This is a genomic window from Rhizobium sp. Root1204 (genome assembly GCF_001424965.1).
In the GTDB taxonomy this organism is placed as follows: domain Bacteria; phylum Pseudomonadota; class Alphaproteobacteria; order Rhizobiales; family Rhizobiaceae; genus Pararhizobium.
Window position 1 is genome coordinate 73,490 of record NZ_LMCZ01000040.1, and the last position, 12,858, is coordinate 86,347.

Here is a 12,858-nt window from a genome sequence, read left to right on the forward strand (position 1 = left end):
TACAGCAAACATGCTGCAGCGCGGCAACCAGCACCGCGCCATCAGTTGACCGACAGTTTCTTCATCTTTCGGTAAAGCGTCGCCCGGCTGATCCCCAGCGTACCAGCCGCCAAGGACACATTGCCGTGCGCTCTCGACAAGACGCGGCGAAGCGCGGCGCGCTCGGCATCGAGGAGATCCTCCCCCTGCCCCGCCGGAGCCTCGTTCAACAGGTCGGCGGCCGGAATGCCATTGGCAATGCGCCTGTCGTCGAGATTGAGCTTCAACCGGGCGGCACGGGTAGCGCCGAGTACAAGATCGTCTCGGTCGATGGCGATGAGCGCCGGGCTGCTCTTGTTGTCGGCCGGCACAAAAAGAATACGCGCGCCGTTGAAGGCGCGATGGAACAGATTGGCTTCGATACGGGCGGCGGAGTCACGGACGGCCTGCGACAACAACAGCATGGCCATTTCGCCGGCATCGTCGCGGCAGGTGGAGATATCGATGGCGGCAGCGACCCTTCCCAGATGATCGCGGATGGGGGCAGTCACACACGAGAGGCCGGTATTGCAGCTCAAGAAATGCTGGTCACGCTGGATGACGACGGCGCGCTCGTCGGCGATTGCCGTACCGATGCCATTGGTGCCGACGCTCGCCTCGCTCCACACCGTGCCGGACCAGAGGCCCAGCCCGCGAAAGTCGTGGTCGTCGCCCGGCGCGCCGCGGCGTTCGAGTGCAATGCCGTTCTCGTCGGTCAACAGGAGGCAGCATCCCGCCTTGCCGACCGTCGAAAACAGCCGGTCCAGTTCCGCTTGCGCTTCCTCGATCAGGTGCCCGGATTTTTCCCGCGCCGCACGGAACTCCTGTTCCGACAGCCTGAGCGGTGAGCGGACATCTTCGGGAGACAATCCATGCACGGTCAGGCAGCGGCGCCAGGAAGCGGCGACAGGCGAACTGGCAGCGGCCGACACATGGTGCGCAACGGCTTGAACATGATCCGAATGTTTCACCGGCTCTCCTCCCTGAGGGCTGACGCGAACCTCACCATAGATTTAGTGACAGTAAAACGTCCAGTTGAACAAAGGTCAAAGATAAAACGGCCGTGACCCGAAATATCGGCCAGGGCAAGCACATGGTATTGCACGAACATGACGATATGATAGGCGAATCTGTCTTCAAGACACGTCCTACAGCCAGGTCCCAGACAATGCTTCGAGACTTCTCCCTTCAGAGCCTGTTCATGGGCCTGCTCACTGCCTTCGTTGGATTTGCAAGTTCCTTTGCCGTCGTACTGCACGGGCTGACGGGCGTCGGCGCGACCGAGGCGCAGGCCGCTTCCGGGCTGATGGCACTATCGGTATCGATGGGACTGTGTGCGATCGTACTCAGCCTTTCGACGCGACTACCGGTAAGCATAGCCTGGTCGACGCCGGGCGCCGCACTGCTTGCGAGTTCGGGTGCCGTGGCGGGCGGGTTCAACACCGCAGTCGGCGGGTTCCTGATTTGCGGCGCGCTAATCGTCGTGGCGGGACTATGGAAACCGCTGGGCCGCGCCGTTGCGGCAATCCCGGCGGCGCTGGCCAACGCGATGCTCGCGGGGGTTCTGATCGGGCTGTGCTTTGCGCCGGTCAAGGCGATTGCCTTCAATCCGCTGCTCGGCTTGCCCATCGCCGCCGCCTGGGTGATCGTCGGCAGCATCAACCGGCTGTTTGCAGTGCCGGCGGCACTTCTGGCGTTCGTGCTGGTGCTCGCCTTCGGGGTCGATATGCCTGCCGATGCAATGACACGGCTTTCGGCAACGCTGGTTCCGCATGTCGAGTGGGTCACGCCAGCGTTTACCGTCGCCGGCTTCGTCAGCATCGCGCTGCCGCTGTTCATCGTCACCATGGCATCCCAGAATATTCCGGGCATCGCCGTCTTGAAGGTCAACGGCTACGAACCGCAGCCCGGCCCGCTGTTTGCAACAACCGGTGTCTTCTCGATCCTGAGCGCGCCGTTCGGTGGTCATGCGGTCAATCTGGCTGCGATCACCGCTGCGATGTGTGCCGGCGAGGACGCGCATCACGATCCGGCCCGGCGTTACTGGTCGTCGATCGTCGCCGGTGCCGGTTACATCGTCTTCGGTCTCCTTGCGGCCACCGTGACGGCCTTCGTCAGCCTTGCCCCGCCGATCCTGATCCAGGCGGTGGCCGGCCTTGCCTTGATCAGTGCCTTTGCTGGATCGGCCATGGCCGCGTTCAAGGAAGCGGACGGCCGTGAGGCCGCAGCTGTGACATTTCTGGTCACCGCGTCCGGTGTCAGTTTCGCCGGGGTTTCCGGTGCCTTCTGGGGCCTGATGGCCGGCGGTCTGATGCTTGCCCTTGCCCGCTTCACCAAGTCCCGCAAACGCTGACTCAACCGGTCATCCAACGGCGGAACGCATGGGCAAGGTTTCCGGTTCGATCCCGCCTGCCTGGTGACCGGGCAACTCACCGCATGGCGGCCTGTTCACAACATGACTGATCTCGCTCAGTGGCATCGGCCTGCCGAACAGGTAACCCTGCACCTGCGGGCAGCCTTCGTTCAGCAGGAAGTCCATATGCTCTTCGCATTCCACGCCTTCGGCCAGAACCGGAATGCCGAGACTGTCGGCAAGGATGATGGTCGAACGGACAATCGCCGCCGACTGACGACTGGTCGTCACGCCATCGATGAAGGCACGGTCGATCTTGATCTTGTCGAACGGAAAGTTCTGCAGGGTCGTCAGCGAGGAATAGCCGGTACCATAGTCGTCCATGGCGATCTTGACACCGAGCTGCTTCAGCTGCCGGATGATCCGTAGGGCATTTTGCTGGTCGGCGATGATGCCGGATTCAGTGATTTCCAGCTCCAGCCGGCAGGGTTCAAGACCCGTTTCCAGCAGGATCTCTTGCACCCGTGCCGCAAGGTTGACATTGGTGAGTTGGCCCGGCGCAACATTGACCGCGATCTTGAGCGGGTTCGTCCAGCACGCCGCCTGCTGACAGGCCGTGCGCAAGACCCAATCCCCCAGCTCGTGAATGAAGCCGTTACGGTCGGCGATCGGAATGAATTCCGCGGGCGGCACCATGCCCCGGACCGGGTGATGCCAGCGCAGCAGAACTTCAAAGCCGATGACGTCGCGCGTCAAAGAGTTGTTCTGGTACTGGTAGTAGAGCTCGAATTCGTTGCGCTCGATGCCCTGGCGCATGTCCATTGCAAGCGCACTGCGGTCCCGGGCGGCATCATCCATCGCCGGCTCGTAGCGTCGAACGGCATTCGACCCCACGGCCTTGGCGCGGTACATGGCGAGATCCGCCTGCGCCAGAAGCGCCTGCGGCGTGCGTGCGTCGGCGGGATAATGGGAAATTCCGACGCTCGTGCCGACCTGCAGCTTCTTCCCTTCCCATTCGACCGGCTGAATTATCGCCTCGACAAGCCTCGACGCGAAGGCGGTGGCATCGTCATACCGGGCCAGATTACTGGACAGGGCAACGAACTCGTCGCCGCCCATGCGTGCGATGAATTCCCCTTTGCCCAGCACTTTTGACATCCGCCCGGCCACACCCTGCAGGACGGCATCGCCGGCCGCATGCCCGTGCACGTCGTTGACATCCTTGAAACGATCAAGGTCAAAGGACAGGACGGCGATGCCGGCCGTGCCGTCCTTGTGACGGTCGATGATCTCCTGAAGCTTCTCCCCGAGAGCGACGCGGTTTGGCAATCCCGTCAACGGGTCGTGAAGCGACAGATGACGGAACCGCTCCGCCGCTCCCCGCGTCGATTGCAGATCGATGGCATAGGTCGATGCGCCGAGCGCCAGCATCAGGCCGATAATGGCGACCACGACCGTCAGCAGGCTTTCGGGGATCATGTCATTCGAGGTAACGATGAGCGAATCCGGAATGATCGTGATCGCACTCATCCCGGTAAAATGCATGGTGGTGATCGCCAGGACCAGGGCGAGAATACCCGCGTATTGACGGGCCGGTGCCCCCGGCCTTGCGATCAGGCTCATGGCGACAGCGCCGAAGCCGATGCCAAGGAACACGGACGCCGCGTAGTGGCTCTGATCCCACTCCAGCCTGCCGGCAATCTGGTAACCGGCCATGCCGGTATAATGCATGATGGCGATCCCTGCTCCGACCACGCAGCCGCCGAATTCGATGACAATACTGGGCCTGCCTGCCGCCGTGATCAGAAATCCCATAATTGTGATGACGATTGCAGCAGCCAGCGATGCCATCGTCAGCATCGGCTCATAGGCATGCGCCAAGGGTGGATTGAAACTCAGCATCGCAATGAAATGCGTCATCCAGATCGTCGAGCCACCGACGACCCCGCTCATAAACAGCCAGTTCAACTTCTGCATCCCGGCGCTGCGCTGAACGCGAACATAAAGGCGGACGGTCAGGATCGACCCCAGGACGCAAACAAGGGCGGCAAGCGCGAGAAGTCCGTAGCTATGGTCGGTGGCTATACAGGAAAGAACCTTGAGCATTGACACCACCCGTACTGATACGGATGGAATCGTCTCACGCAACCACTAATAATCATTGAATGACATTATTCTAACTGACCAACTCGGGATGTCGGACATGCGTTCAAAAGCAATGCGGGAGAAACCCTGCTTCCGGCGACGGTTCTGTCAGTTGCGTAGGCTTAATGCTGGAATCAGAAAAACAACCAGTAAGTGTATTCCTGATGCGCTCAGTCCGCGCCGCTGAACAGCTCCACCTGCGGCCGCGCGATTGGGGCGCGGACGACTGGTACATCATGCGGCGACGGCGTTGCCTCCGTCCGTTTCGGATTCCGCGCCGGCCGCCGAGCGGTCAGCACTGATCGCGTTGACAACATGCTCGATCTCGCTGAGCGGCATCGGTTTGCCAAACAGGTATCCCTGCACCTGCAGGCAGCCTTCGCTGCGCAGGAAGTCCATGTGTTCCTCGTTCTCCACCCCTTCCGCCAGTACCGGAATATCCAGGCTCTGGGCGAGAATGATGGTCGAGCGCACGATCGCGGCAGAGTGGCGGTTGCTGGTGACGCCATCGATGAAGGCGCGATCGATCTTGATCTTGTCGAACGGGAAGTTCTGAAGCGTCGAGAGCGACGAATAGCCGGTCCCATAATCGTCCATGGCGATCTTGACGCCAAGCTGCTTCAACTGGCGGATGATGTGAAGCGCGTGCTGCTGGTCGGCGATGATGCCCGATTCGGTGATTTCCAGTTCGAGGCGGGCGGCATCAAGGCCGGTTTCCTCCAGGATTTCGCTTACCCGGTTGGGGAAGTTCGTATCGGCCAACTGAGCCGGCGCGACGTTGACGGCAATCTTGATCGGATTGTCCCAGGAGGCCGCCTGGCGGCAAGCCGTCAACAGCACCCAGTCACCGAGTTCGTGAATAAAGCCGTTCTTCTCGGCGATCGGAATGAATTCCGTCGGCGGCACCATACCGCGCACCGGATGCTTCCAGCGCAACAGGACCTCAAAACCGATGACGTCGCGCGTCAGCGAGTTGTTCTGATACTGATAATAGAGTTCGAACTCGTTGCGCTCGATGCCATCACGCATGTCCATGGCAAGGACGCTTCGGCTGCGCGCGGCATCGTCCATCGAGGGCTCGTAGAGACGGATTGAATTCGAGCCGGCCGCTTTGGCCCGGTACATGGCCAGATCCGCCTGTGCCAAAAGCTCTTCTGGCGTGCGTGCATCGACGGGAAACAGCGAGATACCGACACTGCTGCCAACCAAAAGCGTCTTGCCCTGCCATTCGACGGGTTTGCCGATTTCGGCGATCAACCGCGCTGCAAAGGTCTTTGCTTCGCTTTTCATGAAGAAATTGGAGGTCAGCGCCACGAATTCGTCGCCGCCGATGCGGGCAACATATTCTCCCTCCCCCAGAACGCTGGCCATCCGCTCGGAAATCGTCCGCAGGACAGCATCACCGGCCGCATGACCGTGAACGTCGTTGACGTCCTTGAAACGGTCCAGATCGAAGGACAGGACTGCAACACGCGACGTGTCGTCCTTCTGCCGCCGGATGATCTCTTCGAGATGTTCGCCAAAGGCGACCCGGTTCGGCAGGGCCGTCAACGGATCGTGCAGTGACAGGTGGCGGAAACGTTCGGCTGCGACCTGGCTGGAATGAAGGTCGATGACATAGGTCGATGCACCAAGCCCCAGCATCAGGCACATCATCACCATGACCATGACGAGCAGAAGGTTATCGGGAATAAGCGCTGCCGACGGCTGGATCATCGGATCAGGAATGATGGTGACCGCTGCCATACCGGTGAAATGCATGCTGACGATCGCCAGGATCAGCGCGACGACACCACCATATTTGCAAAATCGGGTGGCCGGGCGGGCAATCCGGCTGGTAGCAAGAGCGCCGAAGCTGACACCCAGAATGATCGAGGCAGCATAGTAGCTGTAATCCCACTCCATCCGCCCGGCGATCTGGTAGGCCATCATGCCCATGTAGTGCATGATGGCGATGCCCGCACCGACAATCGCGCCGCCAAGCTCGATGGTCGGACCGGTCTTGCGCATGGCGGTGACGAAAAAGCCCAGTATCGTGATGCCGATCGCCGCGCCCAGGGAAGCCAGGGTCAGGATCGGTTCATAGGCATGTTCGAGCGTCGGCCTGAAGCTCAGCATGGCAATGAAGTGCGTGGTCCAGATCGTCGAACCGCCGATGACCCCTCCCATGAACAACCAGTTCAGCCGCTGCACGCCGACAGTGCGCCTGACACGGGCATAAAGCCGCATGGTCAGGACTGAACCCAAAATGCAGACGAGAGTTGCAAGCGACAGCAAACCGTAGTGATGATCTATGGCGATGCAGGAAAGAACCTTGAGCATGAAGCACCTGTTTTGAACGTGGCCGCAATCTGCCACGCAAGAACTAAGAGAGATTAACGCGGTTGGATTTTCATGATTTGACGGTTATCAAGTTCTGAAAAACATCCCGCTGTGCGTGCAACCGCGGTTGCATCGCCACTTCCAAGCGGATTTTTCGGCAAAACCGGGCTTTTGCCGGCAAAACCGGGCTTTGCTTGCAATTGCGGGCGTTCTCGGCTATGGACGCGCGTCCGCGCAGACACCCTTGGAGGCAAACGCGGATGAGGCGGTCAAACGTCTCGGTTCATCCTGTCTTTATAAATAAGCGGATGAGCTCTCCAAAAACACCAGAAAGGTTAAGACCATGAGCCACGCATCCTACGAGCTCAAGGCCGAAACGCGCGAACGGGTTGGTAAGGGGTCCTCCCGTGAACTTCGCCGCAACGGTCTTATTCCTGCAGTCATCTATGGTGACAAGCAGGCTCCGATTTCCATCGCCCTCTCTACGAAGGAAGTCACCCAGAAGATTCACGCCGGTGGTTTCATGACCACGATCGCCACGATCGACGTTGGCGGCGAGAAGATCCGCGTCCTGCCGAAGGACTACCAGCTGGATCCGGTCCGTGACTTCACCATGCATGTCGACTTCCTTCGCGTTTCGAAGGACAGCGTCGTTACCGTTGAAGTTCCGGTTCACTTCGTCAACGAAGAAAAGTCCCCGGGCCTCAAGATCGGCGGCGTTTTGAATATCGTTCGCCACGAAGTCGAACTGGTTGTTCCGGCCGACGACATTCCGGAATTCCTGACGGCCGACCTGTCGGGCCTGAAGATCGGCGACGGCATCCACATCTCGAACATCAAGCTTCCGAAGAACGCGTCGCCGGTTATCGCCGACCGCGACTTCACGATTGCGACCATCGCGCAGCCTGCTGGCGGCACGAAGGAAGAAGAAGTTGTAGCCGAGTAAAAATTCCGGCCTGACGGCCAGGATTGAAAGCCCGCTTCACCCCGTGAAGCGGGCTTTTTTGTTGCTTCGCTCGCCTCAAGGTTTTGCCTCCCGCGGCAGTCACCCCAGTTTTCGCCGCAAGGTTTCAGCAACATTTAAGATTTTCGTGATGTGTTGGCGCTGGGGGATTATCCGACTTCAGTGTACGAGAATCCTAATGGGACGTGGAATTGGTGGCGCAACCGGGGGCATCCGATGATGCACTCTGTTGAAAATCGTTTTATTGCGATCGTCTGTGGTGCGATGCTTGTCTTTATCGCTCCGTTGATCGTGTTGTTTCTGGCACTGTCGTCAGAGCGGGTTGCCCGTGAAAGCTTGCAGAACACGCAGGTTCTCATGGAAGCAGGCGCTCAGGCGCTTGGTAAACCCCTCTGGGATTTTGACACGGACGGCGTCGAGCAGATCGCAAAATCGCTGATCGGCGACGCCGCCGTCATGTCGGTGCATGTCAAGGACAGCTCCCAATCGATCTCCATTCGCCTTCCGGAAGGTCCGGTGGATGCCAGCCTGCCGCACAAGGTTCTCACCAGGGAAATCCTTTATAATTCGAACGACGGACAGAAATCCGTCGGCACCCTTGAGATATGGGTCTCCACGCCCGGTCTCCTGTCGCGCTTCAGCAAGGATGAACTGAGCATCTTCTTTATCCTGATCGTCGCGGTCGGTATTGTCTTTGCAGCGGCCATCCTTGGCAACCGCCTGACGGTCATCCGGCCGCTGATGCGGCTGACGGCGGCAATCGAAGCCACAAGAAGGCTCGGTTCGCGCCACCATGTCGACTGGACATCGGACGACGAGATGGGCACGCTCGCGCATAATTTCAACGAGATGCAGAGCAAGCTGGAGCGCGAGGAAACCGAGCTGAAGCTCGCCCATAGCCGCGCTACCGACATCTACAACCTCACCCCATCGATGCTGTTCTCGCTTGATCCGGCCAACTGCCTCACCGCCGTCAGTGACTACTGGCTGACGGCCACGGGCTATGACCGCACCGAGGTTATCGGCCGCGTCTTTACCGATTTCGTCGATGAACACTGGCACGAAACCTATCGGGCCCGCCGCCGCAACGGCAATACCACCCATGCCAATATCTGCGAAGTCACCGTCCCGTTCATCAAGGCGAACGGTGAAACCATGACCGTTCTCATTCTGGAGACGAAGAGTGCCACCAGCGGCGAGCGCGGCGGTCTCTCCCTGTCGGTCATGACCGACGTCACGGAACTGAAGCAGGCCGAAAGCCGCAATCATGCGCAGGCGATCACCGATCATCTGACCGGTCTTCTCAACCGCCAGGGCTTCGAAGCGGCGCTCGATGACGGCATCCGCCAGGCCGATGAGAATACGATGCAGCTGGCCTGCATCTTCATCGACCTCGATCGCTTCAAATGGATCAACGACAATTTCGGCCATGCCGCCGGCGACGAAGTATTGCGCCAGGTTGTTGCGCGTATCCGCACCACGCTTCGCCCGGCCGATGCGATGTCACGGCTCGGCGGCGACGAGTTCGCCATCCTGGTCAGCGCCGAGGACGTTGAGGCCCTGGCCAGCGAAATCGGCGACCGCATCGGCGCCAGCCTTCGCCAGCCGATCCTCGTCGAAGGTGCCGAGCTTTCGGTCAGCGCCAGCGTCGGCATCGCCCTTTATCCCGACCACGCGGCAAACGCGGCAGAACTGCTGTTGAAATCCGACATGGCGATGTATGCGCGCAAGCGCGACGGCAAGAACGGCATGCTGCTGTTCGATACCAGCATGCTCGACACCGCCCGCGAACGCCACGAGATGGAACAGAACATCGAAGCCGGGCTCAAGGAAGACTGGTTCGAGGCCTATCTGCAGCCGATCGTCAGCCTCAGCGACGGCCGCATCGCCGGGTTCGAAGCGCTGATGCGCCTGAACCATCCGGAAAAAGGTATCCTCCCGCCGGCCAAGATCATCGGCATCGCCGAGGAAACCGGCTCGATCGCCCGCATCGGCGAACGCGTGCTGGAAAAGGCGATCAGCCACCTCGCGCGGCTGACACAGCTGGAAGGGACCGAGGCGACTTATCTCGCCGTCAACTTCTCGCCACTCCAGTTTGAAGAGACGTTGCCGCACAAACTCGCGGCGCTGCTGCTCAAGCACCATATCTCCCCTGCCCGCATCGTCATCGAGATCACCGAAGCGGTGCTGATGGCCGACAATCCCGATGTGCATGCCGTGTTGAAGCAACTCAGCGAATTCGGCTGCCGGATCGCGCTCGACGATTTCGGCACCGGCTATTCCTCGCTCAGTTATCTCAACCGGTTCCCAGTCGATATCGTCAAAGTCGATCAGTCCTTTACCCGGTCGCTGACAACGGGGACAGCCGACATCCGCCGCAAGAGCCGCATGCTGATCAAGGGCATCCGGACGATCTCGCATCAGATGGGCTGTACCGTTGTTGCCGAAGGCATCGAAACCAAGGAACAATGGGAACTGCTGCGCAAGCTGGGTCTCGACTACGGCCAGGGTTATCTTTTCAGCCGGCCGATGCCGATCGAGAACATGCTGCTGATGCTGGAAATGGAATCCGAAGCAAAGGCGACCAGCCTCGCGTGACAACAATAAAGGAAGAACGGGTATGAGACATATGGCGTTCGCACTCGCTCTCCTTTTCTCGGGCACGGCGAATGCCGAAACATTGAAATTGCTGACGGAAGAGTATCCTCCCTACAATTTCAGCAAAAACGGGGTCATCAGCGGCGCCGCCGTCGAGCAGGCCGAACGGATGATGCAGGCACTTGGCACCCCCTACTCGCTCGAAATTCTTCCCTGGGCACGGGCGCTGTCGCTGACGGAAAACCAGCCGTGGACCTGTCTTTTCACCACCGGTCATGATGACGAACGTGACAAGCGATTCAAATGGGTCGAGCCGCTGCTGATCGATCGTATGGTGATGGTCCGCAAGACAGGCTCGGGCGTCAATCCGGCCAATGCCGAGGAGGCCAAGCGCTTCACCGTCGGTACCCAGCGCGACGATTTTTCGGCCAACTATCTGCACAAGAACGCTTTCCCCAAGGTCGATCTCGCCGCCGACATGGAAACGACGGTAAAGAAGCTCCTGAGCGGCCGCATCGACCTGATGATGACCTCGGAAAAGACCTTCGAAATGATGCGCGACCAGGGTGCAGCACTTGAAAGCGCGCTTGTTCTCGAAGGCAAATTCTATGGCTTTGCCTGCAATCTCGATTTGCCGGATAGCATGGTCACGGCAATGCAGGCACAACTCGACAAACTGATCGCCGACGGCACGCAGGACCAGATCTTCATAAAGTACGGACTGCGCCCCAACCGATAACCCGCATAGCGGCGTTAAGCGCAGGGCCAGACCGGAAAACCGGCCCTTGCACACGCCAGACGGTTGACATCCGGCCGCCAACGCGGTGCAAGACAGTCTGTCCGACTGTTAGAGATACACTCATGCTGATTTTCGCAGGTCTTGGTAATCCAGGCGCCGAATATGCCGGTAACCGCCACAATATCGGCTTCATGGCCGTCGACGCGATCCAGCGGCGTCACGGCTTTTCGCCCTGGTCGAAGAAATTCAAGGCGCTGGTTTCGGAAGGCGAGATCGGCGGCGAACGGGTGCTCTTGATGAAGCCGCAGACCTTCATGAACCTCTCGGGCGAAGCGGTCGGCGAGGCTATGCGCTTCTACAAGCTGGAGCCTAAGGACATTCTGGCTATCTACGACGAACTCGATCTCATTGAGGGCAAGGCCCGGATCAAGACCGGCGGCGGCCACGGTGGTCATAATGGTATCAAGTCGCTCGATGCGCATTGCGGCCGCGAATACCGCCGCCTGCGCCTCGGTATCGGCCATCCTGGTTCGAAGGAGAGAGTGCACGGCCATGTGCTCGGTGATTTCGCCAAGGCCGACAAGGTTTGGCTGGAACCGCTGCTCGATGCGCTGGCTGACAATGCCGACATGCTCGTGAAGGCCGAGGATTCGCAGTTTCTCAACAAGCTGACGCTGGCAACCGGCGGCAAGCCGGAGCCCGTCCAGACTCCAACAAAGCCCGCCACTGGAAAGTCGCATATCCGCCAGGCCCGCAACAGCGCACAGCCAAAAATCCTGCCGACGACCGGCCCGATGGCCGACATGCTCAAGAAGCTGTTCGGCAACAAGGACGAATAGAACCATGCAGACCGGTGATTTCCGTATCCGGCCGGCAACGCCAGACGATCTTCCGGCCCTGCTTTCACTCTATCGACACCTCAACCCGGACGATCCGGAGATGGCGTCGGATATCGCAACCGGGCGCTTCGCCGAGATCATCGCGCAGCCCGGTATGACGCTGCTGATCGGCGTCTCGGGCGAGAATTTGACCTCTTCGGTGACGCTGGTGGTGATCCCAAACCTGACCCGCGGCGGCGCGCCCTATGCGTTGATCGAGAACGTCGTCACGCACGCCGAATACCGCAAGCGCGGCCATGCGCGGACTTTGATCACAGATGCCTTCCAGCGGGCCTGGGACGCCGGATGTTACAAAGTCATGTTGCTGACCGGTTCGAAAGAACCGGCGACACTGAGATTCTATGAGGGATGCGGCTTCGTGCAGAACAAGACCGGCTTTCAGATCAGGCGGCCTGCCGGGATTTAGTCCTGCCTACTCCTCCGGCTCCGTCACAAACATCAGCGGAAAGCCCGCCTCCTTGCCCAGATCCGTGGCTTCCTTCGCCTTGCTCTCGGCAATATCCCTGGCACAGACGACAATGACGCACACGCCCATCTTGTGGGCGGTCATCATCATCCGGTAGCCGGTCTCCTCGCTCATGCGGAACACCGCCTTCAGAACCATGATGACGAATTCGCGCGGCGTATAATCGTCATTGACCAGAGTGACCTTGTAGAGCTTCGGCCTTTCCAGCTTTGGCTTGGTCACAGTTTTGGGTTTGAGACTGGTGTCGTTATCCGCCATCGGAAATCCGCCCGTTGGTCACAGGAGTGGAGGAAAGATCCATTGTGCATCGCAAACCGGCTTCAAACAAGATGCACTCGGGCGGCTTCTCCCCTA

10 protein-coding genes are annotated in these 12,858 nt (G+C 59.7%); 6 read left to right on the forward strand and 4 right to left on the reverse strand.

What is annotated here, in order from left to right; genetic code table 11:
* Positions 1-41 precede the first annotated feature (41 nt).
* Complete coding sequence (locus tag ASC96_RS24745) at positions 42-989, reverse strand: helix-turn-helix domain-containing protein (protein ID WP_060505738.1); 948 nt, start codon at positions 987-989, stop codon at positions 42-44.
* Between the two features lie 197 nt (positions 990-1,186).
* On the opposite strand from ASC96_RS24745, the gene ASC96_RS24750 reads away from it, so the two are divergent.
* Positions 1,187-2,371: a benzoate/H(+) symporter BenE family transporter gene (locus ASC96_RS24750; protein ID WP_060505739.1), complete on the forward strand. Its 1,185-nt coding sequence runs from the start codon at positions 1,187-1,189 to the stop codon at positions 2,369-2,371.
* A 9-nt stretch (positions 2,372-2,380) separates the two neighbouring features.
* On the opposite strand, the gene ASC96_RS24755 is transcribed toward ASC96_RS24750, so the two are convergent.
* Together ASC96_RS24755 and ASC96_RS24760 are read right to left on the reverse strand one after the other, a co-directional pair.
* A complete protein-coding gene (locus ASC96_RS24755; RefSeq protein ID WP_060505740.1) occupies positions 2,381-4,477 on the reverse strand; it encodes a bifunctional diguanylate cyclase/phosphodiesterase in 2,097 nt (698 codons plus the stop codon).
* Between the two features lie 273 nt (positions 4,478-4,750).
* Positions 4,751-6,838 carry a bifunctional diguanylate cyclase/phosphodiesterase gene (locus ASC96_RS24760; RefSeq protein WP_060505741.1) on the reverse strand — a complete coding sequence of 696 codons (2,088 nt, stop codon included), beginning with the start codon at positions 6,836-6,838 and terminating at the stop codon, positions 4,751-4,753.
* 343 nt (positions 6,839-7,181) lie between these two features.
* On the opposite strand from ASC96_RS24760, the gene ASC96_RS24765 reads away from it, so the two are divergent.
* The 5 genes from ASC96_RS24765 to ASC96_RS24785 all read left to right on the forward strand — a co-directional run bounded on the left by ASC96_RS24765 (position 7,182) and on the right by ASC96_RS24785 (position 12,444).
* The gene (locus ASC96_RS24765) at positions 7,182-7,784 is read left to right on the forward strand and encodes a 50S ribosomal protein L25/general stress protein Ctc (protein ID WP_060505742.1); all 603 of its coding nucleotides are present in this window, start codon (positions 7,182-7,184) and stop codon (positions 7,782-7,784) included.
* A 234-nt stretch (positions 7,785-8,018) separates the two neighbouring features.
* A complete protein-coding gene (locus ASC96_RS24770) occupies positions 8,019-10,400 on the forward strand; it encodes an EAL domain-containing protein (RefSeq protein ID WP_060505743.1) in 2,382 nt (793 codons plus the stop codon).
* Positions 10,401-10,422: 22 nt separating this feature from the next.
* Complete coding sequence (locus tag ASC96_RS24775) at positions 10,423-11,139, forward strand: transporter substrate-binding domain-containing protein (RefSeq protein ID WP_060505744.1); 717 nt, start codon at positions 10,423-10,425, stop codon at positions 11,137-11,139.
* 122 nt (positions 11,140-11,261) lie between these two features.
* Entirely contained in the window at positions 11,262-11,978 is a 717-nt protein-coding gene (pth, locus tag ASC96_RS24780; RefSeq protein WP_060505745.1) for an aminoacyl-tRNA hydrolase, read from the forward strand.
* A 4-nt stretch (positions 11,979-11,982) separates the two neighbouring features.
* Positions 11,983-12,444 (forward strand): GNAT family N-acetyltransferase, encoded by a 462-nt coding sequence (locus tag ASC96_RS24785; protein WP_060505746.1) that lies wholly within the window; start codon positions 11,983-11,985, stop codon positions 12,442-12,444.
* Between the two features lie 6 nt (positions 12,445-12,450).
* Here ASC96_RS24785 and clpS read toward each other — a convergent pair whose 3' ends face one another.
* The gene (gene clpS, locus ASC96_RS24790) at positions 12,451-12,762 is read right to left on the reverse strand and encodes an ATP-dependent Clp protease adapter ClpS (protein WP_060505747.1); all 312 of its coding nucleotides are present in this window, start codon (positions 12,760-12,762) and stop codon (positions 12,451-12,453) included.
* Positions 12,763-12,858: the final 96 nt, after the last annotated feature.